Here is a 21,340-nt window from a genome sequence, read left to right on the forward strand (position 1 = left end):
GTTAGCCCCCCGCCCCGACGATCACGATCTCAACCCGCCGTCGCTCGACATACTCGCGCAGCCCCACCACCACCCCGGCAAACCCAGTATCGAGCCCATACCCGGGGTAAGTGACGCGGCCGTAGTCGCCCAAGTTGATCTGGCCGAGGTAGCGGTCCGTCATAACCCGCACGGCCCGCGCCCCGCCTTCAAGCCATGTGCCGATCCGCTCCGCACGGGCCTGCGCATCGACCAAGTCGTAATAGGCGCCAGGCAGCCGTAGCGCCCGCTCACGCGCCACCCGCTGCGTGACGAGGTTGCTCGCATAGCTAGCAACAGGCGCCGTCGTGTCTGCCAGCCGCTGCCGCAGCGTCGCGTCAGCCGCCGTCCCTAGGTCGGGGATCGGCGCGTCGTTTTGGCCCCAATCGACCTTGACCTCGCGCGGCGCGGGGGCGAGCTGGTCCGGCAGCGGGACCGGCTCCGGCTCCTGCACGACGTTGAGCGCCGCGATGTCGAACTGGATATCGGTCGTCGCCGTGAACGGATCGAACAGACGCAACTTACCGCCCCGGTCGCCGCTCAGGACGGCGCCACAACTGGACAGGATCCGCTGCACGGCGGCCAGCGTCGTGATGTCCTGCGCTGGCTGGTAGAAGCCCACCAAGCCCGGCAGGTCAGCCTCCGCGAACTGCCAGGACACGCTATCCCGGTCGTCGTCCGTCATCTGCGGCCCGAGCGCCGAAACCATGTGCCACAGCACCGCCGCGATGCTGTCCGGGTAAGCTGAAGCCTCGCCCGATACGTCGCACGTCACGGTGCCGTCCGGATCGCTGCCAAGTTGGAACAGCCCGAGCGCCGGATAATCACGCCATTCCGAAACGCCTGGCGTACTGACAACCTTAGTCTGCGTGACGCCACGCATCCGGACCACGTTATGCCCGACAATGCCGCGCCAGTGAGTTTGGTAGGTCGGCAGCAGCCCGTCGCCGATGTCCACAATGCCCAAGTAGACAGGTTGGATATTGAACCGCCGGCCGAGGCAAACCGGCATCGGGCGATCCTTCAGAGCCTCGCTGCCCTGGAGCCCGCCCGTTCCGGTGTAGCGTGTGGACTGTAGGAGCGCGCTCAGGCGGTCTGTAGCGTCACCCAGCGCCACCCGAGCCTTGCGCCCCGCCAGGCGGTCCACGCGCGCCACAGGGCCCCTCCAGACCAGCGCCGTATCGCGCAGGGGCGTGCCGTAGTCGCTCGCGCGCGGGTCAAGCACCTCCGCGACCCGGATTTCAATCTCACGGCCGTCCGCCGTCCCATAGCGGGCCATGTCGGCAGACCAGTTGTCGCCGTCTGCCACCGTGATTTCCGACGCGGTCAGCGCCACGACGCCGCCGAGGCCAAGGCCGCCAACCACGTCTTGCGCAATCTCGATCCCGCTCAGTATCCGCGGCGGCCAGACGGTGGAGGCCGGCAAGTCCGCTTGGTCGGAGTGGTAGGCCGCCGTCGCCAGCCGGACCAAAGCCGTGAACTGCTCGGCCTCATAGGCCGCCGGAAGCGACGCCTCCGGATACAGCCCGTAGGGAAAGATGCCGCTGTCAAGCATCAGGTGCGGATCGCGTAAACGCGCCAGGTGCCCGACACCAAGTCGCCCGAGCTTGCCAGGAGCCGGATGTTGGTTACGCGCGCATCGTCCTGCCGCTTGCCGGCGACCATGCCGCCTTCAAGCAAGGCGCCAGTGGACTCCGGCGCATATGCCATGCCTTGTAGCTGGAACCGCTCCGGGCCACTACCGCCGCCAGCCCATATGTCATAGCGGCCACAGAGCAGGGACGCATTGTCCATGTTGGACCCGATGATGATTGAACTGCTAGCAGCCGCTCCGGAATTGACGCTGCTTGCGCCGCTGTTGAAGATGGCGCTGCGGAGATAGTCGCTCGCCCCGGATGCGTAGCTGCTGCCGCCGTCGCTGCTGGTCCGCAGCAGGATCTGCTGGTTATCAGTCTGGATATCGACGTGGTCCAGTTCCAGCACGAAACGCTCCGGACCAAGCGACCCGCTGCCCGGCAGCGCGATATCCACGACGCTCGTCGCAATGGTGCCGGTGCTGACCAACGCCATAGAGGCCAGGCCCATGCAGATCCAACTGCTACCAGTGCTGCGGATCTCGCACGCCTCATTCGCGAACACGAACTGCCCGAGCACGCCGTTGATGGTCTCAGAGCCGGACGGGTCGATCGTCACCACGGCGCCGAGCGTGCCTTGGTTTACGATCGTATAGCCGGTGTTGACCGGAACCGTCGCGACGGCGGGCAGATTCAGCGTGCAGGACGCAGAGCCGGTGAAGCGAAGCAGCCCGCCGAGGTCAGCCAGCGCCGCCGTCGTGGTACTGCTGAAATCGGTCTGGCGCTGCTGGTTCGGCAAGGACAGCAGTTGCACGTCCTTGGTGCCGGATCCGAAGCTGACCAGCGCCGTCGTGCCGAGGTGGTTGGCGATAACCGTGCTGCGAGTCAGGGTGCCAGGCGTGCCGCCGTCATAGGCGCCGATGCCGATCTCCCACTCCGTCGTGCCTGAGCGCGAGATGCGATAGACGATCCGCGCTGCGCCGCCGACCGCCGTGAGGAACGAGCGGAAGCGCGCATCGGCCAAAACCAAGTTCAGGGTGCCGGTGCCAGACGTGTTGCTCGTCTGCTGCGCAAGAAATGCGGAGGGAAGCGGCATGGAGTACCTCCTAGGCGGCGGGGCGCGCCATCATCAGGTCGTTGATGCGGGCCTGCTGCGCGGCGAGCTGCGTCGTCAGCCGCTGCAACTCCAGCAGCACGCGGTTCAGAACGTCGTTGTTGGCGCCGCCGGTCGCATAGACCGCCTCGGCAACCGTCGTGACGGAATCGATCACCCCGCCCAGGTTCGCCACATCGGCGTTCGGCGCCAGTTGCCGCGCCGTGTCGGCCGTCAGGCTCACCAGCGAAGCGAAGGCCGCATCCGTGCCGGTGATGCCGCGGATAGTCGGAAGCGTCGTGCCGGCCAGGCGCGTGAAGTTCTCGATATTGGCGGCGTTCGGGTTCGCCAGCGCCGCCTGCCGCGCCTGTTCAAGCGCCTCCCGCGCCGCCGTCGCCTGCGCCTCGGGCGATAGGCCGCCAGCACCACCGAAAGTCAGGTTCTCCAGCAGGCTGCGGACGTTGCGGTCGGTGTTGTCGTTCGTCGCGCCGGCGCCGATCGCCGCCCTCTGCAACGCCTGGTTCTGCCGCACCCGGGCCAGCTGCGCTTCAATGTCCGCGTCGGACGCGGCCATCGCCTCAAGCTGCTCTCGGGTCTGCCGAAGCTGCGCGGCGGCCCGAATGTCGAACTCCAGTAGGCTGGCCTCAAGATCGCGGCCCACGGCGCGGAAGAAATCCACCGTGATGCTGTCGTTCAGTTCCTGGAAGCTGGCGTTCCGGGCTTCGGTGATCTTGGCGACCTGCTCGGCCTGGATCGCCTCAAGCTCCGCCGTCGCCAAGCCGTACTTGCGCGCCTGTTCGATGGCCGGGCCCATGTTGCCCGTGATCTGCTCCACAGCCGCGTCGAAGGCCGAGACCGGATCGCGCAGCCGCAGCATCGCCTCATAGGTGCCGGTGACGAATTGCGCCGCCGTGGTCGCGGCCTCGATCCCGGGGCCGATGCTTTCCAGCGCCGTCCGCAGGCTGTCGTTGGCGCTGCTGAAGCTGAACACGCCCAGCGCCTCATCCAGGCTGGCCGACTGGCTGCCATCGGTTGGGCGGTCGCCGCCGCCGGTGATCGCCCGGTTGTTCGTGTTGACGGCGAGGCCGAGCGCGGCGAGCTGCGCATTGATCTGCGCGATCTGCTGCTGTGCCTGGGCGTAAAGCTGCTCGCCGCCGGCGCCATCGCCCGTGGTGGACAGGCCGGAGAGCCCGAAAATCCCATCGGTGGCCGTGAGGCTGTAGCCGAAGGCGTTGGTCTTCGGGCCAGGGCCGATGAGGCCGCCACCAACACCGCCCAGCAGGCCGCCGAGGACGCCGCCGCCGATAGCCCCCACGGGGCCAAGTAAGCCGCCAGCGCCCGCCAGCGCGCCGGCCAAGCCACCGATGCCGCTGCCCACCATGCCACCAGTCTGCTTGCCGCCGATGAGGCTGTTCAGAAGGGAGCCGGCGCCGAAACCCAGGCCGGCACCCCCAAGGGCGCCGGTTAGGCTCGCACTGCCAAGACCCATGGTTGAAGGCGCCGCTTCGGCGAAGGCCTCGAAGCCCAATCCGCCGCCAAACACGGAGGGCATGGCGCTGGCGCCCCATGCGTTGACACTGGAAATGATGCCAGACAGGCCCCCCGACGGCAGCAAGCTGGACAGGCCGGTCAAGTTCCCGAGGCTGCTCAGCAGGCTACCCGGGCCACTGTCTGCGCCCGTGTAGCCGATGGCCGAGCCGATGCTGCGGATGCCTGGCGTGACCAGCCCTGCATTCACCCCCTGGACCACGGCCGAGCGAAGGATCGACCCGAAGCCGGACGCCAGGGCAGCCAGCGGGCCACGCCCCTGCGCGGCGCCTTGTTCCAGCGCGCTGAGGGTGGTTTGCGTCAGGTTCAGGCCGAAATTGTTGGTCACGGTGTCGAATTGGCGGGAGAGCCGATCTGCCTCGCGCTCGGCATCACGCCGCGCGCGCTCGGCCGCGCGCTCCGCTTCCTGGCGGTTTCGATCCCAGGCCTCCATGATGTCCGCGGCCGGAAAGACCGGCTGCCGCGGATCGGTCGTGTATTCGAAGATGTCGGCTCCGCGCGCCGAGCGTCGGTTCTCAACCGTGGTCGCTGCACGGGCCGCGCGCGCCTCGGCCCTCTCCGCGGCGCGCGCGGCCCGCTCGCTCTCGCGTTGGGTGCGCTCAAGCTCCTGCTGCTGCTCACGAACGCGGGCGAAGACGGCGGCATTACCTTCCTCGGCGCCAGGCCCATAGACACCGCCGGTGCGCACGCCTTCAAGGCGCGTTCGCTCAAGCTCCAGGGCCGCAATCCGCGCACTGATTTGCTCGGCCTGCTGGGCGAGGCGCTCACGCTCGGCGCGCACGACTGGGTTTTCGTTCGTGCCGCCGCCGCCGATGCGATCGGTCGCGAAGGCGCGCCGCTGCTCCATATCAGTGGCCGCGGCGTTCAGGGAGCGAAGCGACTCGCGCTCGACGCTCAGGCGATCTTCGACGCCAGCAATCGCCGCTTGGCGCCGCGCACGCTCCAGGCGATCAGCCTTGGCGATCGCGTCCTCGTAAATCTCATTGCTGGCCGAGAGCGCGTTCTGCAGGTTGCGCTCGGCCTCAGCAACACCCTCGACCTTCGATCCGAGGTCCAGGAACTGCGCCGCCAAAACGCCGACCGTGACCACCGCGCCCGCGATGGCGCCGCCCGCGCCGAAGTAGCCGGCGAACTGCGCGAACTGCACCCCGAAGGCCAGCAGTGCGTTCTGGCCCATCGCGACCTGCGTCGCAAAGTCCTGCACCTGAAAGCCGGCCTGGCCGGCGATGATGCCGAGGTTGCGCGTGTTCCCGCTGGCCGTGGCCGCCGCGGCACCGTAGGTCGTGGTCGCTTGCGTCGCCCGCGCATGCGCCAGCGCGGCCTGCTCCAGCAGCTGGTTGCGGCGCTCCGCCGTGCCCAGGCCGGCAGCCTCGGCCTGACGCACCCGGTCCACCACATTGGCGTACTGAATCGCCGCCCGGTAATTGCTGTCGACGCTGGCCTGGAGCCGGTTCCACGCGGCTTCCTGGCGCGCAGTGGGTGCCGCCGCCTCACCAGCCGCGGCACCGGCCTTGCCCACCGCCTCCAGATCAGCGCGGGCCTTCTCCGCGCCTTCGATGGCGAGCCGGATACTGATCTGGCGCGAACCGGACATAGATCAGCCTCCCGCCGCCAGGGCCGATGAAACATTGCTTGCCAGGGTCGCCTGCGCCCGAGAGGCGGCGCCCGCGATATCCAGGCGCCGCGGCACCCGCGTCTGTCGGACCAGCGTGAACAGCAAGACCGGCTTGGCCCCGCGACTGGCGAAGTAGAGCGCCACCAGCCGCGACTGGCTGGCGCGCGTCGGGGTCAGCAGGATGTAGCCCCGAGACCGCGCCGACGGGTCGCCCGCCTTCCGGATTGCGTTGCCTGGCCTGGCCGAGACGATGGGCACGCCGAGCTTGCGCGCCGCTTCCTCAAGGCTGGACCGCCGGCGCCGGGCGTTGCCGGGAATTGAACCGCCCTTCCGGCTCACGGTCGTGGAAACCACGTCCGCGCCCAGAGCCTCCGCGGCCTTGCTGGGGATCAGCAGGAAGGATCCACGCCGCGGCAGAACCACCGCCCCCCGCTCGAAAGCCTCATGCAGCGCGGTCGCCTTCGACCACACCAGCCCGGCCGGCCGCAGCGTGCGGCGCGGCGTGCCGGGGTACACCTGCTTGCGCCAGGCCGCCGCCAGACCCGCGCCCAGCCCGGCCCCCGTCACCTGCCCGCGAAGGTCGGTGTGGACCGCCGTGGCCGTGCGATCCACGGCGCGCCGCAGCCCGCGCGACATGGTGGTGACTTCGCCGTCCAGGATGTTCCTCAGCTGCGCGCCGAGGTTGCCGACAACGCGCATCTGGAGCATCAGCCGCCTTCCTCTTTCATCGCCGCGGCCTCAAGCCCCGCCAGAAAACGAAAGGCGTCCAGCAGCCATGCGGCTTGATCGTTGACGCCGCCGCCGTCCGGCATGAAGGCCAGGCCACCCATGCCGCCCTGGCACACGCGCCACAGGCGCAAAACCTCGAAAAATTCTTCCGGCGTCGTCTCGGCCGGGTTTTCCGACCACTGCTCGCCGAGAACCTGGTATGTGGCGCCCTCGGCCAGGATCAGGTCGCGCCAGACGACGGGGTCCCGTCCGACTGCGAGGGCGCCGCGCAGTTTTTTTCCGCATCCTGGGACAAAAAGGCCATGCGATAGGCCTCGATGCCGAGGCTCGTCAGATCGTCGTCCGGAACCGCCTCCAGCGCATCCGCCGCAGCCTCGCCGTTGCGGCGCTGGAACTCCGGCAGGCCCGGACCCTCCCAGCCGCGCAGGGCGAAGCGGGCCGCGACCGCGGGATAGGTCGCCATGAAGAAGGACCGATCGGCCAGCAGCGTCGCATAGGCCGGCACGGCGCGCGCCGCGGCCTCAATCGGGACCAGCCGCGCGGTTGCCGGGCCCGCCTGCCCCGCCGGGTCGGCCTGGCGTTCCTTTTGCTCGGCCTCGGCCTCATCGATCAGGGCCAGCACCTCATCGAGGTTCGCCGGCGCAAGCTCCTGCACCGCGAAGCGGAGGCCTTCCAGGATGCGCTCGTTGGAGTGCATCACCGCGCCCTCGATCACCATGGCGCGGCGGAACAGGTTTCGCTCCCGGCGCGTCATCGGCGCCAGCAGGTAGCGGCGTGGCGAGCCGGGCGGCTGGTGCCACACGCTATCGTCCCGCGAGAGGATGGGGGTCATATTGGCCTCTTGTCGGAGAGGTGGTGGTGGGCAGGTCCGACAACCTGCCCGCCTGTCGCGCCCGGGCGGACGCGCTACCGGTATTCGGCCGGATGGGAATGAGCCGAAATGTATATTCGGCTCTACAACTCACTTGCCCTGCGTGGCGTATAGTGCGATATACACTTTATGCACACGATTCAGCGCACCGCAGAATTCGAAGCTTGGTTGAACGGCCTCAAGGACCCGGCCGCCAAGGCGCGGGTGCTGGTGCGGATCGAGCGCATGCGGGCGGGCAACTTCGGCGACTGGAAGTCGGTTGGCGAAGGCGTGTCAGAGCTTCGGATCACCTATGGCCCGGGCTACCGGATCTATTTCACCCAGCGCGGCGCCGTGCTGGTCATCGTGCTGGGCGGCGGCACCAAGGCACGCCAGAGCCGGGATATCGCCGCGGCAAAGGCCCTGGCGGCCGGATTGGAGGAATGACGATGGTCGCGAAGACGAAGACCTATCCCTGGGATGCGGCCGAGTTCCTCGGCGATGCGGAGACGCAGGCGGAGTTCTTGCGGGTGGTCATGGAGGATGGCGACGCGGGCGAGATCGCTCAGGCGCTGGGCACCATCGCCCGGGCGCGGGGCATGACCGAGGTCGCCCGGCGCGCCGGCATCGGTCGTGACACGCTGTACAAGGCCCTCCGCGAGGATGGTAACCCGGGCTTCGCCACCGTCCTCAAGGTGCTGGACGCGCTCGACATCAAGTTGACGACGCTGCCCGCGAACGATGGGCCGCTTCCTACGGCCAATGAAAACGAGGCTGAGAAACTCACACGCGGGCGGAAGAAGCGCCAAGCCAAGTAGGAGCCTGGCGCTTCCAGATGGTCAGGCGTCGGGCAGCCGCAACAGGTCACGGGCCAGCGAGAAGGCGATGGCCTCATCGCTGTCCGGGTCCATCTCGCCGCGCGAGTCCGCGTTGGAGTATCGCTTCACGATGCGCGCCTTGGCCTGCAGCCCGGACAGCGTGTGCGCCTGGTGCTGCGCGATGCGGCGCCGGTAGCTCCAGCTTACCTCCGCCAGCCGATCGATTTCGGCGCAAACGTCTTTTGGGGTGCCACCCGGGTGGTCCATCCAAGGCTCTTGGAGCGCGTCAATCGCCTGATCCACGCCCATGTGTGCGGCGCAGAGATGAAGAAGTCTGGCGTCCGGATCGGGCGCCGCGGGCAGCAGCGCCCCGGACACCGGCGGCACCGGCGGCATCACGACAGAGGCCGTGACGCCCATCGCGGCCGTCATGGCGCCGCGGCGGGAAAGGGCGGGCATCAGTGGGTGCCTCCCTGCCCGTTCGTCGGCGTCACGGTGATGGTCACGCTGCCCGGGGCCGGCGGCGTGGCGCTATCCAGCAGGTCCGGCTGCCGCAGCGCATGCGCCATGGCGGGGACCCAGTCCAGGCCGAGCTTCGCCCAGAGCTGCGCCCCGGCCCGCTCGCCGAAGCACCGGACGGCCGTGTTGACCTTCCGCAGCTTCAGCCCGTCCGGGGTCTGCTCCTCGACCTCCTCCACCACGGGCGCCGCCACATAGAAGCCGTTGCGCCGGATCGCAGGCAACACCTCGCCCGTCACCCACTTCCGGAAGCGGTGCGCCACCGTGCCGGGCTTGGTGGCGTCCCGGCTCCGCAGGATCAGGGTGTAGAGGCCGCCCTCGGAGACGACCAGAACGTCTTGCTCGCCGCCAAGGGTCCGGGTTGAAGCCGTACCCTTCTCGTCATCGTCCAGCTTGGCCACTGCGGTGCTGACGTCGCTGATGCCCAAAGCCCGGCACACATCGGCAGCCACAAACCAGGGCGCGCCCTCGCGCTCCAGCACACGAACCATCGCTTCCCCCTCGAACAGGAAGGGGGTAATCTTGTTCTCGGTCATATCCGATGTCCTAGATCGGGTTTCGACAAGACCGGCGCGGCCCCTGGCAGGGCTTCCCGGTCGGTGGTTATCCAGCCGGCGGCGGGGCTAGCCTTCCAAGCCCTTCCCCGCCGCCGGCCCGCCGCCATCGCGGCTTTTCGCGGCCCTCAGGCCCTCCTGCAGAAGCGTCCGGATCGCAGCGGTCCGGCTCGGCATCCCGGCCGGAACCCCCCATCGATCAATGGCCTCCACCTCGGCTTCCGGCATCGCAATGATGACGCGCTGCACTGCCGCCCTCTCCGCGCCGTACTGACGCGCAGCTTTCTTCATATGCCTCTCCTTTCATCTCACTAAGCATATCTAGCGTCATACCGCGTCGTCAATAGCGGCATCCGCCCATCATGTGGCAGACGATGTGCGCAACGGCATCGTGGGGCGCATATCATGGCCAGGAGGCCGATTGACGGGAAGGGCGCTGCGGAGCGAAAAATATACCTTCTGCCGCCGGAGATGATTTCGAGAATCAAGGCATATCAAGAAGAGAACGGTATAGCCTCAGAGACCGAAGCCGTTCGGCGCCTCATAGATTTGGCTCTAGAGTCGAGAGATGGAGTGAGCAGCTTACTCGATAAGCTTGGTGCGCGATTTAGAGAGGAGCGCGATCTTCGCGTTCTTGCGAGAGATATACTTGCCAATCACAGTCGCGTCGTGGCCATACGATACCCAGAAGGCATGATCGAATTCGAGATGGAAGACGGTATGGCGGGACGTTTGCAGCGCAATGGAGACCGATGGTTCGGCGATGCGCAGCATGGCAACTGGCGCCGGTACCCGCCGGATGAAGTGCGGGGGTTGGACGATGATATTCCCTTCTGACTCCCCACCCGGCAGCGACGGCTGATACGCTCTCCGCAACTGGAGGGGGCAAAATCATGCGCAGCGGAATTCTTGCGGTCCTGTTTTTGAGCGCCTGCGCCAACGGAGCGCACGTGGATCGCACAAGACAGGCGTTTCACTGGCCCTGGTCGGAACGACGTCAGCAGGTGGAAGCTACATCTGAGACCCCTGCGTCACCCCAGGCTCTGGCACAGCCCGCAGTCTTGGCCGCTGAAGAAGAGGCCTTCGTTCAAAACATGGCCAGGGAACACCCATACGACACGCCTGAATTCCGCACCGCCCTTCGACGACAGGCGGACCGACAATACGCATGGCTTGAGCCATCCGAAGCCACCGCGCAGCGACGGCAATGGGAATACGAGCGTCTTCTCCGGCTGGTAAATCAGGAACGCCAGCGCCTTGCCCAGGTCAGAAGACAGGCCGCGCCCTTGCCGGCTGCCGCGCCATCGTACGTGCCCTCGACCGGGAGCTACTCCGGTAGCGGCTGTGGCAGCCGAGGCGGGCCCGGTTACCGGCTTCCGAGCGGGCGCTGCGCTAGCTGGAGACGGCGATAGAGGCTTCAGCCTGCAGCGAAGGATGATACGGTCCCAGGACAACGCGACGGGAAACGGCCGATGAAAGTACGCCTTGCACTAATCATGATTGCAATTTCGATGCAGGCCGGCGCGCAGGAGCAAAGCCAACCCTCGATTTGCCGAGACGTCCAATCACCGACATCTCGGCTTGCCTGTTACGATGCCCTCTTCCCGCCAAGAGCAGCGGCCCCTACGCCTGCCGCCCCGACGAACGATAGGCCGCGGCGGCAGTGGAACGTCACTGAGCGGGTGGATCCCTTGACCCAGCAGCCGACGGTCACGCTGTCGGTAGACGCGGACACGAGCTTCGCGTCTGGCACACCTCGTCTTTACCTCAGGTGTCGCCGTAACAGAACCGAGGCCTACATTTTTTGGTATGAGTTCCTTGGGCCTGCCAGACCGCACTCTGTGACGTGGCGCGCTTCCCCTGGACGGCATGTCTCGGCCGAATGGGACAGTGGGCAGGACGGCGACTCATCGTTTGCGCCTGCGGCTGTGCAGTTCATTCGGACGCTTATCGGCGCAGAGACATTATTCATCCAGGCAGCCAGCAGGCTCAGGACAACACCAACAGTAGAATTCAGCCTTGCCGGCCTAAGCGAGGCCATCGGGCCGCTTCAACGGGCGTGCGGCTGGCGCTAACCCTCCCCCTTCTTCGCTGCCGCCTGGCGCTTTTCCGTGGCGGCGGCGAACAGCGCCTTTTCCTCCGTGCTCATGCCTGCCTGCAAAGCCTGGGCCGGCACCGGCCCGGCAGCGGCGTCGATGATCAGCCCCTGGGCATCCACCCACTCCACATGCGGCGCCGCATCGGGCTGGCCGTAGGAGCGCGAGACCAGCGCTGCGCCGGTCTTCTCTGCCAGCACCATTCCGACCCGGCCGAATTCGCGCCGAAGAACCGTGTGACCGATCATGCTCGCCTCCATCAATAGCTGCACAGGAACACGCCCGCGTCCGGCCCATCGGCCTGGAACGACATGCTGTTCACGCCGAGCCCCTCGCGCGCGGTGGGGTCGTTCTGAACCACGCGCGCCCGCGGCAGGGTCAGCAGGAAGCGGTTCCCGGCAGTGTTGCCGATGCGCACCATCAGCGGCATCGCCACGCCGTTCCGGAAATTGTCGAAGAGCGTGACGTAGTTGCTGACGTTCATGTAGGGATCGAGCGATCCGCCGCTGGCGCGCGACGTGGGCAGCGCGATGCCGACGCCTTCCACCGCCTCCGGATCGTCCGGCAGCACCACCAGAACGCCGGCATTGACCCTCAGCGTGCGAACCTGCGCCTTCACCCGGTTCAACTGGCTGATGCCTCCGACCCAGCGCGGCGGCGTGACCGGAACCGGCGACAGCGCTGAGGCCGGGAAGGACACTGCCGAGGTGGAGAGGAACTGCCCGCGCATCTCGAATACGATGAAGGCCAAGCCGCCAGTCGTCAGCTCAATCGACCAGCTGCCAAAGTTGCCGACGAAGATCCATTGCAGACCATCGGCGTAGAAGTAGAAGGTCGCGGTCTTGTAGACGCTCTCGTCGCTGGTCGGCGAATACAGCACGTTGATCGGAATCTGCGCACTCGTGCTGGTGCTGGCCGCGGTGCCCAGCGTCTCGCCCAGCGTCGCCACGCGGCCGGTCGTATAGTCGGTGATGCCTGTGGTTTGCGACAGGTTGCCGGACAGCGTGAGCGGCATGCCCCGGTATTGCTGGGCCGTGGTGCCGAACGGCGAGGCCAGGGTGATGCTCGTCGTGGTGCCGGAAGCTGCCGCGGTCGGAGCGCCAACGGTGGCCGAGGTCACGGTCTCCGCGAAGGCGCAGCAGGCGAGCAGCTTGCCCCACTCCGGCGCCGTGCCGGCGGTGCCGGACCCGCGCAGGGGCAGGCGAATGCTGACGGTCGGACGCAGCCCGCCGACGATGCCCGGCGCACTGTCGAGAGATCCGGTCAGGGTCGGGTCGTCGGTGTTGCTCTGGTTGAAGGAGATTGTGATATCGCCGCGCAGCCAGTCGCCGGCCGCGGGCGTGCCTGCAATCGCATCGGCGCCGGCGGTCGTCTCGATCTTGGCCGCAAACGCGGCGTTCCGCATGCGGATGAGGTTGGTCGACATAGATGCCGCTCCATCGGTTCAGGAAGCCTTGCCCAAGGGCCGATGGGGCTACAGGGAGGTGCGGCCCGCCGGCGCAAAGACGGTGGCGCGGAAGACGGCCTCCAGGCTGCCACAGTGACGGCTGCTCTCATCGGCCTGGAACAGCGCCGCGGAAAGCCCGACAAGCTCCAAGCCGGTCGTCAGATCACCGCCGCCGGGCCGTTCAAGCGGCTCGTCAACCAGCGCCTCCACCACATCATTCGCCAGTTGCGAAACCGCAGCCTCGGCGGCCAGTTCGTCGCCACCATCAGCCCAGCCGCGCACAGTGATGTCGGCGGTCCAGACGCTTTCGCATGGCACCTGGAATTCCGTCGCGACCGCCAGCGAGACCGGCGTCGTGTAGATCAGGATCGGCATCGCCTCATCGGCGCCGGGATCGGTGCGGCGGGATCGCTCCAGCGTGGCGTCGGGCCTGGCTGCGGCCAAGCGCAGCCCGACCTCATCGGCTAGTAGAGTAAGGATCGGCGTCGGCACGCGCTATGCCTTCACCAGCGTGACGGTATAGCCATCCAGCGGCGATTCCCCCTCGACACGCTCAATCCGATAGTCGCCGGGTGGCGCAATGTCGTTCCTCTCGCGGAAGGCCAGCAAGTCGCCGCGCTCGGGCGACCCGGGCAGCGCCGTCGCGGTCATCCAGCACCTGGCCCGCTCCCCTTGCGCCGGCGCGGGCCCGAACGCATCCGCCGTCACCCGCGACGATACCACCCGGATAGTCCGGCTCGGCCCGCCGCTGTGCGACATCCACACCGCGTCGATGCCTAGGTTCTCGTCATCCACCAGCGCGGCCGCGGCCTCATCAAAGACGTTGCCCATGACCGCACTCCTCTCCACCGCCTCCGCCGCGATCAGCTCTTGGTCAGGCGAACCAGGCTCAGCGGGCGCAGGCAGGCGATCAGGGGGTTGGATTGCAGCTCCCACACCGCGCGCTTGCTGGTCTGATTCTCCGGCAGCCGCAGCATGTACATCGGCAGGCCGGCGCTGCTCACCGTCTCGAAGGTGTCGGCCGGCGCATAGAGCATCTGGAACAGGCCGGGCACATTGGTCATGAAGGCGCGCGCCACATCGGTCCCGACCGCCACCGTGCTGCCGTCATCGGTGCCGCGATAGTTGATCCAAATCGCGCCGGCGAAGTCCACCGCATCATACACCGGCGAATTCTCGGTGATGATCTCGGCGGCGCGCTGATTGCCGAAGGCGGCGGTCTGGCGGGCCTTGACGTACTCCTTGGAGCCGACCAGGGCATCCCAGAAATTGTCGCCGCACAGGATCACCAGGCGCGCGCCGCTTACGATCATGCCGTTCAGCGCCTTGATCATCGAGCGCTTCAGCCCCGCGACGGTGGTGCGCGTGACGCCGCTTTCCGCCGTCATCGTCGAGAAGGGGAAGTTGACCGTCGCCGGGCGGCTGACGCCCATCCAGGAATAGTAGTCATACAGCGGGGTGGTGCCGTCGGCATCCACCACCAGGCCGTCGATCGCGCCCAGCAGCATATGCTCGATCGTCAAGCTCCACTGCATGCGCACCCCGACCGGCCCATCCACCCGATCGGCGATGAGCTGGGACATCATCATCGGGGCCGTCAGGCCGCGCGCCCGGGCGTTCAGCAGCTCGTCGGCATTGATTTCGACCTGGCGGGACAGGTGGTTGGCCTCCAGCCGGCGCAGCTTGCCCTTGGTCTTCGGCGCCTCGGAGGGCGGCGACCCACGCGGGGAGGTCGGGATCAGGCTCATCGCGCCGTTCACCTCCTCGAAGGCGGCGGTCGTGGTGGTGATGCCGCTCTCCGTCACCAGGCCAGGCATAGAGCGCAGCAGGGTCGGGGTGAACGGGAAGTTCTCGTTGATCTGGCGGGTCAGCGTGACGCTCGAATAGGCGTCGCCGTTGAAGACGTCCATCATGGTGCCGGGCATGGCATGGTTCTCCTGCCGGCACCCGCCGGCGTTGCAGGTTCAGGAACGGATGATCAGGCCGGCCGCCTTCAGGGACAGCGCCGCCGCGGTCTTGGCTGCGGTCAGACCGCCGCCGGAGAGGCTGGAGTCGTACTGCAGCGCATGCGCGTTCACCTCGGCGTCGCGGACGATGCCGGTGCCGCGGCCCGTGCTGGTCGCTGGGACCGTGACCGGGCCATACAGGACCGCCGCCGCCGGCAGGTTGGTCGCATTGGTGAAGGGCACATAGGCCAGATCGCCCGCCGCCATAGTGACGTCGAAGCCATCGCCCGCCACCATCGGCGTGCCGCCGGCGGTCATGGTGAAAACGATGTCATCGGCGAAGGCGACGCCGGTGGCGCCGGTCCCGATCATGAACCCATCCGGGTCGCGCACCGTGAACGCCGTCGCGGCGGTCATGCGGACCGTGTAGACGCCCACCTTCGCGCCGGGCCCGACCGTGACCGCCGACATCGTGGCGTTGCCGGTGTTGCCGCCGGACTTCGCCGCCGAGGTCGCCGCGCCGACGGCGCGCTGAGCCAGCACCAGACCGGCGCCGAAGGTCACCTCCGCCCCGGTCGTGTTCGCGATGATGATGGCCTCACGGGACCGATAGCCATTGGCCTCGGAGACCAGGAACTCGCCGGCGCGAACCGGCTCGGAAATCACGCTCGGCATGTTCAGATCGCCTTCTTCTGCGAGTTGCGCTTGGCGTAGATCGCGCCAGCATCGATGATGGTGGGGGCCGTGGCGGAAGCGCCGGTGTGGCGCGTGTCGGTCTGCACCGCGTCATCGATGGCGGCGCCTTGGCGCGCCATCTGCTTGCGGGCGAACTCCAGGCTGACGCCCTCGGCGATGAATTCGTCCGCCACCTCCGGCATGCCGCAGCGTGCCGCCGTTTCCTTGATCTGCGCCGCCAGCGTCAGACGCTCCTTGACCGCCGCCATGGAGGCGCCGGAGCGGACCAGCGGCGTGATAAGGCTCGCGAAGCCGGCCGCGTGGCACGCCTCCATTACAGCGAGCATGTCGGCCGCGGCCTGCTGGGTGCCCTTCGGCGTCACCACCGGCTGCGGGTTCAGCCAGGCGCCCGGAGGCGTCCCATCGGGCTGTGTCTCCGGCTGCGCCTCGGGCTCGACGCCCTCCGGCGCGCCCTGCGTCTCCGGCTTGTCGGCGGTCTTCGGCTTGCCCATGCGGCCAGCCGACAGGGAGGCGCCGCGAGGCGCCGTGTGCGTTGCGAGTGCCATCACGGCCTCCTCGAATGTTGCGATTTGATCGGCCAGCCCAGCATCGATGGCATCCTGGCCGCGGTAGATGCCGGCTTCGGTCTGCCGCACCGCGGCTTCCGTAATCCCGCGATTGGCCGCGACCAGCCGCACAAAGCGCCTGTAGATCGCATCCACCTCGCCCTGGAATTCCTGGGCCGCGTCGGGGTCGAGAGGCAACTCCGAGGCGCCCCAAGTCTTCTTCCGACCGGCCTGGATAAATGTCACCTTGACGCCCGCCTCTTGCAGCGCCTCGGAGACGTCGGCGTGGTACATCACCACCCCGATGGAGCCAGCCTGCGCATCGGCGCCGATCACGATCCGATCCGCCGCACTACCGATGGCATAGGCCGCGGAACACATCAGTTGATTCACGCTGGCATAGATCGGCTTCACGCCGCGCTGCGACGCCAGCCATTCGGCAAAGTCCAGGCAGCCGCCGGACTCGCCGCCCGGGCTGTCGATGTCGAGCATGATGCCATCGACATGCCGGTCGGCCAACGCCGCGCCCACCATATCCGCCAGCGCCTGGTAGCTGGTGACGCCGGACATGGCATCCATGGAGCCACCACGGTGCACCAGCTCGCCCAGCACCGGGATGATCGCGATGCCGCCGGCCTGGCTGTATTCGCGCGGGCTCCGCGCCTCATTCTCCCGCTCGCCGTCATAGCCCATCAGGGCAGCCGACGGCGCAAGTGCCGCCAGCACCGCCGCGCCGGCGGCAGGCGCAATCAACTGCGGCCGGTTCAGCAACCGGCCGAGGAAACGCCCATGGCGCATGAAGCCTTCTCCTAATTCGCCGGCTGCGGCTCAGGCTCAGCACTGGACGGCGCGGCGCCTCCGGCAGGCAGGCCAAGCCTCGCTTCGCGATCCATATCCGCACGACGCTGCTGGTCTATGACCTCCACATCGTCGCCGCGCTCGGCCACCGCCGCCTGGCGCGAGGTCAGCCCGCCAGAAATTTCAGCCGCGACCGCCTCGATATCCTGCTTCGGGTGGATGTACTCCCACCGCTCCGGCCGCCATTCCACACGCATCAGGTCGGTTTCGGTAACCGACTTCGGCACCTTCACCACCCCGAACGCCACCGCATAGTTGACGAAGCGGCGCCAGATTGGCTCATTGAACTGCGCGCACAGCAGGTTCCACTGCCACTGCCGGCACTGACGCTTGAAAGTGTTGAACTGCGCCCGGAAGGTCCGATCATTCGAATCCTTCCAGTTGCCGGTCATCTCCTCGTACAGCACGCCGATGCTGGCCGAGACCGCGCGATGCCCGGCCGCCATGAACGGCTCAAAGCTGGTGCCGACATCGGCCGGCTGCGAAAACACGACATCCTCGCCCGGGTCCAGATACTGCATGGTGCCCGGTTCCATGGCGACGGTCGGAAGATCGCCCAGGCTCTCCTTGATCCGCCCCCATTCGGCCGCGAGCTCGACCGGATCTTCCCCGCCGGTCAGCGACTTCTTCACGAAGCCGACGATGGAGGCGACCATCTGCTTCCGAAGCAACTCAGCGTCGTAGTACTGTGCCACTTGGTGCAGAATCGCCATCGCGGAGGCCAGCCACGGCAGGCCACGCTGCAGCCCGGCCTGCGTCACATGGAAGACGTGGCACATATCCGACGCCGCGACGGGCTTTGGGGTCATGTCCATGACGACATTGGTCGTCGTGTCTTCGCCTGGATGCCGCGGATAGGTCCAGTAAGCGACCCGCTGGCTGATCCCGTTCCTCTCGATGCCTTGCGAGATATTGGCGATGCCATTCCCGGACCAGTCCAGCGGCACCATCTCGGCCGGCAGCAGTTGCACCTGGAACGGGAGCGGCAGACCATCCTCAAGCCGCCGGCGGCGCATGCGCGCGAAGCACTCGCCCGCCTCCACTACCTCATCCATCGCAAGCGCCTGCTGGCCGTAGAAGTCCAGCACGCCATCGGCATCGGAAACCCGCGCCCAGTCCGCGAAGGCCTCGGTCAGGGCCTCCCGCACGCGGTCGTTGCGGCACAGGCTGCGCGGCTTGATGCCGAGCCCGACTGTGTGCGTCGCGGCCAGATCCATCGCCCGCTTACCCAGCGGGTTGTTGCGCCGCAGATCGCGTGATCGCCGAACCAATTCCGGCCCGCTCGCCGACACGATCGCGTTCGGCCCCAGGCCCAATGGGCGCCAGGCCGACAGACGCCGGCCGATGCTGGCCGCGTTGTGGCTCGGCGGGGCCGGCGCAGTCCCGCCGTCGAAAGACGCTGCCGCCATACCCGCCTTCACGCGATAGCGCGGCTTGCTCACCAGGACCGGGGCCATGCTCAATACCCCGAACTCACGCTGGCCCGGAACGCTCGCACGCGCGTCGTGCCGGCGCCGGCCAATCCCGCCTGGATATCCGCAATCCGGGCCACCAGTCGGTTCCGGATCACCTCTGCCTCTGCCACGGTGACAGTGGCATAGCGAACCTGCCGCCCATCCGCGAAGCGCACATCCTGCGGCGTCTTGCCCAGCATGCGCTTCTGCATCGCGGCGTCGTGCGCGGCCAAGTCGGCCCGCGCCACGCTCAGATCGGTCTGCGAAAAGGGCATCAGCGACCAATCCTTGCCATGTAGCCGGAGCGGCCAGTGCGGCGCATCACGGGTGGGGGCGGCGGAGGCCGAGGAGGCGGCGCGTCTGCAGCTTGCGTTAAAGCCGTGGGCGCGCTGTCCCGGATCTGCGCCTCAAGATCGGCGAAGCGCCGCTCTCGCATCGCATCCCAGCCTCGCATCGCCGCCATGCCGCGCGCATAGTTGGCGCAGTCCAGCACCTCGTTGCGGCGGCCTTCGATGGTTTCCCAAGAGCGCCGCGTCCGGCCGCGAACCGTCTTCGTCGTCAGTTCCTCGGAGGTCAGCTGCTTGACCACATCCTCAGTCACATCCGCCGGCAGATGCACGAACCCCGGCGGAAATGGCCGCCCGGCCTCCGGCCGCCGCAGTGCAAGCTGCGCCATGATCTCCTGCTTGCAGAAGGAGACGCCGATCTTGATCGTCTTCAGGCCGCGGCGGAGCTTCTTGCCCTTTTCGTTCGTGTCCTGCGCGCCAACCCCCAGGTAGGCAGCGCCGTAGGAGTCCTGGCCGTCGACCGCATGCACGTTGCCACGCCCTGCCTGCGACCGGACGAAGGCGTAAACCTCGGCAGTGAAGCCGCCGGAATCGATACCCCACTGGTCAACAGACAGTTCCGCGCCACTCTCATGCAGCCACGTTTCGTCCATCATGTCGGCCAGCGCCGACCAGACTTCTGGCTGGTTCGTCCGGCCGGGCAGCACCCGGTGCTCGATCAGCCACCGCTCTCGGTTTCGTCCGAAGCCCCAAACGCCGACCTCGACGCGGTCCGCCTGAACGTCGGCGCCGGCCTGCAGCATCAGGACGCCATGCGGCACCCGGTGATCGCGGTAGCTATCCTTCCGGGCGTAGACATCCTGCCACTCCGGCGCTTCTTCGGCCTCTCGCCAGCAGCGCGCCAGCTGGGTGTTCCAGAATGCCTTCTTGGCGTTCACGCCCGCGCGGCAGGCGACTTCCCACTTCCGAACCAGAGAACGGAGAGACTGCTTCGGCGCGTAGAGCTTGGATGCCTGGAAGCTGGCATGCTCATTCGACACCGCCTGGCCGCCGCAAGCCGAGCACAAAGCCCGGCCCTCTGAATTCCATCGGTCTGGCGTCTGGCGGACGCCGCAGCACTCGAACTCCTTCGTCTGCCGCCACTGGATGTCCCGCAGGGCAACCAGCCTCTCAGCCTCGCTCCAGGCAGTTCCGCACCCGGTGCAGTGATAGGCCACCGTCTCCAAGCGGAAGCGCCCGCTCTCAGTCTTGTCCCACTGGACGTTTTCCCACTCCATCGCCTGTCGATGCTGGCAGTGGGGACACGCCACATAGGCGCGCCGCTGGTCGCCTTCCTCGTAGCTCTTCTCGATCGCGCTGCGCCCGGCAATTGTCGGAGAACAGGCCTCGACCGACAGGCTGTTGGCCTCGAACTCGGCCAGGCGCTCCTCGGCGATCTGCACCGGCGGCCCCTCATTGCCGGCGGAGAGGGGGTACTTGTCCACCTCATCGCAGAGCAGCACCCGGATCGGACGCATCGCCAGGTTCGTCGGGCTGTTTGCGCCCACCATCGTGACGTGGCCGCCTGGAAATTGCTTATGGGTGAGCGTGTTCCCCGAATCCCGTGACTTCGCCGCGCCGAATATCCGGCGAAGGACCTTCGTGTCCCGGATCATCGGGGCCAAGCGGTCCTTCGAGAACGTGTCTGCTGCGCCGTCCTTCGGCTGCACCACCAGGATCGGGCATGGATCAAGGTGGATGAAGTAGCCCAGCACGTTCTCGATGAAGGTCGTCTTCAGGAGCTGGGTGCACGCCATGAGCGTGATCTTGCGGACGCCAGGCTCCGTCACAGCCATCATAGGCCCCCGCGCCACCTCCACGCGGGACACGCGAAACCGGCCGCCGTTGCTGCTCTCCTTGCTCAGCCGGCGGAACCGCTCAGCCCAATCGACCACCGTCATGCGCGGCGGTGGCGTCAGCCCCCTGCGCCACCCCAGGCGCAGCCGCTCAATCTGGCTCGGCTGCATCCTTGATGTCGAATTCGGGCTCACCGAGTTCTTCGAGGTGCTGCTGGACATATTTCGTCAGAACCCCAGTCAGTGCCCTCGGCTCCACTCCAAGCTCTGCCGCCGCCTCAACGGCGATCCGCGGCACCCATGATGTCCATGCGTCGCGGATCTCGCGCGCCGCGTTGAAAAACACCCGCTCGGCCACGGCCAGATCCACGGAGGCGCCGGCCTTGTGCTTTGCTTCGACAACCCGAATCGCCGCCAGCGCGGATTCCTTGACCCGTTCCGCCTCGGCCCTCGTCGGGAACTCGCCGGCCAGAACCTGGCGGACGAAATTGTCCAGCTCGGCGATGGTCGCGTCCGGGTCGTCGTCGGCAGGCGCGGCAAGCTTCGGCGGGCGGAGCGCGGCAACCCTGGCAACGGCCGGGGCGCGGCTTGGCTCTCCTGCAGCATTATCCACCGCCCTGCCGCGGGCGGTAGCGCGCCAAGGCGAACCCACCAGATCGGCTGAGAGTCGCCCATGCTCAGCAACCAAATGTCCGGATTTCAACGCTTTTTGAACAAGCGTGTGACTGCACCCGTCCCGTCGCGCGAACTCCCTCACCGAAAGCATCTCGCCGGCAACAGCCATGGCAACCCCTTTTGGACCCCATGGCTAGGTTATACGGGCGCCTTTGCTTCCCGTATTGCTGGCGGGATGACCAG

The 21,340-nt window shown here is 67.3% G+C and carries 24 protein-coding genes; 4 read left to right on the top strand and 20 right to left on the bottom strand.

Annotated features, from left to right (window positions below; genetic code table 11):
• Position 1 precedes the first annotated feature (1 nt).
• From J3S20_RS23455 to J3S20_RS23475, 6 genes are all read right to left on the bottom strand, one after another.
• Positions 2-1,573, bottom strand: a complete 1,572-nt coding sequence (locus J3S20_RS23455; RefSeq protein WP_216839126.1) for a hypothetical protein — start codon at positions 1,571-1,573, stop codon at positions 2-4.
• Positions 1,573-2,688: a hypothetical protein gene (locus J3S20_RS23460; protein WP_216839127.1), complete on the bottom strand. Its 1,116-nt coding sequence runs from the start codon at positions 2,686-2,688 to the stop codon at positions 1,573-1,575. The genes J3S20_RS23455 and J3S20_RS23460 overlap by 1 nt, the downstream gene beginning before the upstream one ends.
• Positions 2,689-2,698: 10 nt before the next feature.
• The gene (locus J3S20_RS23465) at positions 2,699-5,827 is read right to left on the bottom strand and encodes a hypothetical protein (RefSeq protein ID WP_216839129.1); all 3,129 of its coding nucleotides are present in this window, start codon (positions 5,825-5,827) and stop codon (positions 2,699-2,701) included.
• A gap of 3 nt (positions 5,828-5,830) precedes the next feature.
• Positions 5,831-6,556 (bottom strand): DUF6441 family protein, encoded by a 726-nt coding sequence (locus J3S20_RS23470; RefSeq protein ID WP_216839131.1) that lies wholly within the window; start codon positions 6,554-6,556, stop codon positions 5,831-5,833.
• The gene (locus J3S20_RS30960) at positions 6,556-6,678 is read right to left on the bottom strand and encodes a hypothetical protein (RefSeq protein WP_281419602.1); all 123 of its coding nucleotides are present in this window, start codon (positions 6,676-6,678) and stop codon (positions 6,556-6,558) included. The genes J3S20_RS23470 and J3S20_RS30960 overlap by 1 nt, the downstream gene beginning before the upstream one ends.
• Positions 6,679-6,797: 119 nt before the next feature.
• Positions 6,798-7,409 carry a hypothetical protein gene (locus J3S20_RS23475; RefSeq protein ID WP_216839133.1) on the bottom strand — a complete coding sequence of 204 codons (612 nt, stop codon included), beginning with the start codon at positions 7,407-7,409 and terminating at the stop codon, positions 6,798-6,800.
• 168 nt (positions 7,410-7,577) lie between these two features.
• Between J3S20_RS23475 and J3S20_RS23480 the strand changes: the two genes are divergently transcribed.
• On the top strand, positions 7,578-7,874 hold the full coding sequence (locus J3S20_RS23480) for a type II toxin-antitoxin system RelE/ParE family toxin (RefSeq protein WP_216839135.1): 297 nt from the start codon (positions 7,578-7,580) through the stop codon (positions 7,872-7,874).
• Positions 7,871-8,245 (top strand): addiction module antidote protein, encoded by a 375-nt coding sequence (locus J3S20_RS23485; protein WP_216839137.1) that lies wholly within the window; start codon positions 7,871-7,873, stop codon positions 8,243-8,245. Before J3S20_RS23480 ends, J3S20_RS23485 begins: the two co-directional genes overlap by 4 nt.
• Before the next feature lie 21 nt (positions 8,246-8,266).
• On the opposite strand, the gene J3S20_RS23490 is transcribed toward J3S20_RS23485, so the two are convergent.
• The 3 genes from J3S20_RS23490 to J3S20_RS23500 form a co-directional block, all read right to left on the bottom strand.
• Positions 8,267-8,704: a hypothetical protein gene (locus tag J3S20_RS23490; protein WP_216839139.1), complete on the bottom strand. Its 438-nt coding sequence runs from the start codon at positions 8,702-8,704 to the stop codon at positions 8,267-8,269.
• Positions 8,704-9,300 (bottom strand): BRO-N domain-containing protein, encoded by a 597-nt coding sequence (locus tag J3S20_RS23495; protein ID WP_216839141.1) that lies wholly within the window; start codon positions 9,298-9,300, stop codon positions 8,704-8,706. The genes J3S20_RS23490 and J3S20_RS23495 overlap by 1 nt, the downstream gene beginning before the upstream one ends.
• 87 nt (positions 9,301-9,387) lie before the next feature.
• Complete coding sequence (locus J3S20_RS23500) at positions 9,388-9,609, bottom strand: hypothetical protein (protein WP_216839143.1); 222 nt, start codon at positions 9,607-9,609, stop codon at positions 9,388-9,390.
• A 402-nt stretch (positions 9,610-10,011) separates the two neighbouring features.
• On the opposite strand from J3S20_RS23500, the gene J3S20_RS23505 reads away from it, so the two are divergent.
• Both J3S20_RS23505 and J3S20_RS31290 read left to right on the top strand, forming a co-directional pair.
• Positions 10,012-10,155, top strand: a complete 144-nt coding sequence (locus tag J3S20_RS23505) for a hypothetical protein (RefSeq protein WP_216839145.1) — start codon at positions 10,012-10,014, stop codon at positions 10,153-10,155.
• Between the two features lie 674 nt (positions 10,156-10,829).
• A complete protein-coding gene (locus J3S20_RS31290; RefSeq protein WP_379793777.1) occupies positions 10,830-11,393 on the top strand; it encodes a type VI secretion system-associated protein TagO in 564 nt (187 codons plus the stop codon).
• On the opposite strand, the gene J3S20_RS23515 is transcribed toward J3S20_RS31290, so the two are convergent.
• From J3S20_RS23515 to J3S20_RS23565, 11 genes are read right to left on the bottom strand one after another with little or no spacing between them, the layout of a single operon-like run.
• The gene (locus J3S20_RS23515; RefSeq protein WP_216839148.1) at positions 11,390-11,662 is read right to left on the bottom strand and encodes a hypothetical protein; all 273 of its coding nucleotides are present in this window, start codon (positions 11,660-11,662) and stop codon (positions 11,390-11,392) included. The two genes, J3S20_RS31290 and J3S20_RS23515, sit on opposite strands and share 4 nt — an antisense overlap.
• An 11-nt stretch (positions 11,663-11,673) precedes the next feature.
• Positions 11,674-12,840, bottom strand: coding sequence for a hypothetical protein (locus J3S20_RS23520; protein ID WP_216839150.1), 1,167 nt, complete (start codon positions 12,838-12,840; stop codon positions 11,674-11,676).
• A gap of 48 nt (positions 12,841-12,888) precedes the next feature.
• Entirely contained in the window at positions 12,889-13,353 is a 465-nt protein-coding gene (locus tag J3S20_RS23525; protein WP_216839152.1) for a hypothetical protein, read from the bottom strand.
• Between the two features lie 3 nt (positions 13,354-13,356).
• Entirely contained in the window at positions 13,357-13,692 is a 336-nt protein-coding gene (locus J3S20_RS23530; protein WP_216839153.1) for a head-tail joining protein, read from the bottom strand.
• 32 nt (positions 13,693-13,724) lie between these two features.
• Positions 13,725-14,786, bottom strand: a complete 1,062-nt coding sequence (locus J3S20_RS23535) for a major capsid protein (RefSeq protein WP_216839156.1) — start codon at positions 14,784-14,786, stop codon at positions 13,725-13,727.
• A gap of 39 nt (positions 14,787-14,825) precedes the next feature.
• On the bottom strand, positions 14,826-15,482 hold the full coding sequence (locus J3S20_RS23540; protein ID WP_216839158.1) for a head decoration protein: 657 nt from the start codon (positions 15,480-15,482) through the stop codon (positions 14,826-14,828).
• 2 nt (positions 15,483-15,484) lie between these two features.
• Positions 15,485-16,846: a S49 family peptidase gene (locus J3S20_RS23545; RefSeq protein WP_216839159.1), complete on the bottom strand. Its 1,362-nt coding sequence runs from the start codon at positions 16,844-16,846 to the stop codon at positions 15,485-15,487.
• Between the two features lie 11 nt (positions 16,847-16,857).
• Positions 16,858-18,363 carry a phage portal protein gene (locus J3S20_RS23550; RefSeq protein WP_216839161.1) on the bottom strand — a complete coding sequence of 502 codons (1,506 nt, stop codon included), beginning with the start codon at positions 18,361-18,363 and terminating at the stop codon, positions 16,858-16,860.
• A gap of 2 nt (positions 18,364-18,365) precedes the next feature.
• The gene (locus tag J3S20_RS23555) at positions 18,366-18,635 is read right to left on the bottom strand and encodes a hypothetical protein (protein ID WP_216839163.1); all 270 of its coding nucleotides are present in this window, start codon (positions 18,633-18,635) and stop codon (positions 18,366-18,368) included.
• The gene (locus J3S20_RS23560) at positions 18,635-20,704 is read right to left on the bottom strand and encodes a phage terminase large subunit family protein (protein WP_216839165.1); all 2,070 of its coding nucleotides are present in this window, start codon (positions 20,702-20,704) and stop codon (positions 18,635-18,637) included. Before J3S20_RS23560 ends, J3S20_RS23555 begins: the two co-directional genes overlap by 1 nt.
• Positions 20,634-21,266 carry a hypothetical protein gene (locus J3S20_RS23565; RefSeq protein ID WP_216839167.1) on the bottom strand — a complete coding sequence of 211 codons (633 nt, stop codon included), beginning with the start codon at positions 21,264-21,266 and terminating at the stop codon, positions 20,634-20,636. Before J3S20_RS23565 ends, J3S20_RS23560 begins: the two co-directional genes overlap by 71 nt.
• Positions 21,267-21,340 lie beyond the last annotated feature (74 nt).

The sequence above is a fragment of the Falsiroseomonas tokyonensis genome, assembly GCF_019024325.1.
Taxonomy (GTDB): Bacteria; Pseudomonadota; Alphaproteobacteria; order Acetobacterales; family Acetobacteraceae; genus Falsiroseomonas; species Falsiroseomonas tokyonensis.

Excerpts from the sequence above, each read along its gene's own strand:
- J3S20_RS23550 (WP_216839161.1), bottom strand. The coding sequence starts at position 18,363 with ATGGCCCCGGTCCTGGTGAGCAAGCCGCGCTATCGCGTGAAGGCGGGT.
- J3S20_RS23475 (WP_216839133.1), bottom strand. The coding sequence starts at position 7,409 with ATGACCCCCATCCTCTCGCGGGACGATAGCGTGTGGCACCAGCCGCCC.
- J3S20_RS23545 (WP_216839159.1), bottom strand. The coding sequence starts at position 16,846 with ATGCGCCATGGGCGTTTCCTCGGCCGGTTGCTGAACCGGCCGCAGTTG.
- J3S20_RS23535 (WP_216839156.1), bottom strand. The coding sequence starts at position 14,786 with ATGCCCGGCACCATGATGGACGTCTTCAACGGCGACGCCTATTCGAGC.
- J3S20_RS23555 (WP_216839163.1), bottom strand. The coding sequence starts at position 18,635 with ATGCCCTTTTCGCAGACCGATCTGAGCGTGGCGCGGGCCGACTTGGCC.
- J3S20_RS23500 (WP_216839143.1), bottom strand. The coding sequence starts at position 9,609 with ATGAAGAAAGCTGCGCGTCAGTACGGCGCGGAGAGGGCGGCAGTGCAG.
- J3S20_RS31290 (WP_379793777.1), top strand. The coding sequence starts at position 10,830 with ATGCAGGCCGGCGCGCAGGAGCAAAGCCAACCCTCGATTTGCCGAGAC.
- J3S20_RS23490 (WP_216839139.1), bottom strand. The coding sequence starts at position 8,704 with ATGCCCGCCCTTTCCCGCCGCGGCGCCATGACGGCCGCGATGGGCGTC.
- J3S20_RS23560 (WP_216839165.1), bottom strand. The coding sequence starts at position 20,704 with ATGTCCAGCAGCACCTCGAAGAACTCGGTGAGCCCGAATTCGACATCA.
- J3S20_RS23480 (WP_216839135.1), top strand. The coding sequence starts at position 7,578 with ATGCACACGATTCAGCGCACCGCAGAATTCGAAGCTTGGTTGAACGGC.
- J3S20_RS23465 (WP_216839129.1), bottom strand. The coding sequence starts at position 5,827 with ATGTCCGGTTCGCGCCAGATCAGTATCCGGCTCGCCATCGAAGGCGCG.
- J3S20_RS23565 (WP_216839167.1), bottom strand. The coding sequence starts at position 21,266 with ATGGCTGTTGCCGGCGAGATGCTTTCGGTGAGGGAGTTCGCGCGACGG.
- J3S20_RS23495 (WP_216839141.1), bottom strand. The coding sequence starts at position 9,300 with ATGACCGAGAACAAGATTACCCCCTTCCTGTTCGAGGGGGAAGCGATG.
- J3S20_RS23460 (WP_216839127.1), bottom strand. The coding sequence starts at position 2,688 with ATGCCGCTTCCCTCCGCATTTCTTGCGCAGCAGACGAGCAACACGTCT.
- J3S20_RS23485 (WP_216839137.1), top strand. The coding sequence starts at position 7,871 with ATGACGATGGTCGCGAAGACGAAGACCTATCCCTGGGATGCGGCCGAG.
- J3S20_RS23520 (WP_216839150.1), bottom strand. The coding sequence starts at position 12,840 with ATGTCGACCAACCTCATCCGCATGCGGAACGCCGCGTTTGCGGCCAAG.
- J3S20_RS23540 (WP_216839158.1), bottom strand. The coding sequence starts at position 15,482 with ATGCCGAGCGTGATTTCCGAGCCGGTTCGCGCCGGCGAGTTCCTGGTC.
- J3S20_RS30960 (WP_281419602.1), bottom strand. The coding sequence starts at position 6,678 with ATGGGTGGCCTGGCCTTCATGCCGGACGGCGGCGGCGTCAACGATCAA.
- J3S20_RS23505 (WP_216839145.1), top strand. The coding sequence starts at position 10,012 with ATGATCGAATTCGAGATGGAAGACGGTATGGCGGGACGTTTGCAGCGC.
- J3S20_RS23530 (WP_216839153.1), bottom strand. The coding sequence starts at position 13,692 with ATGGGCAACGTCTTTGATGAGGCCGCGGCCGCGCTGGTGGATGACGAG.
- J3S20_RS23455 (WP_216839126.1), bottom strand. The coding sequence starts at position 1,573 with ATGCTTGACAGCGGCATCTTTCCCTACGGGCTGTATCCGGAGGCGTCG.
- J3S20_RS23470 (WP_216839131.1), bottom strand. The coding sequence starts at position 6,556 with ATGCTCCAGATGCGCGTTGTCGGCAACCTCGGCGCGCAGCTGAGGAAC.
- J3S20_RS23515 (WP_216839148.1), bottom strand. The coding sequence starts at position 11,662 with ATGATCGGTCACACGGTTCTTCGGCGCGAATTCGGCCGGGTCGGAATG.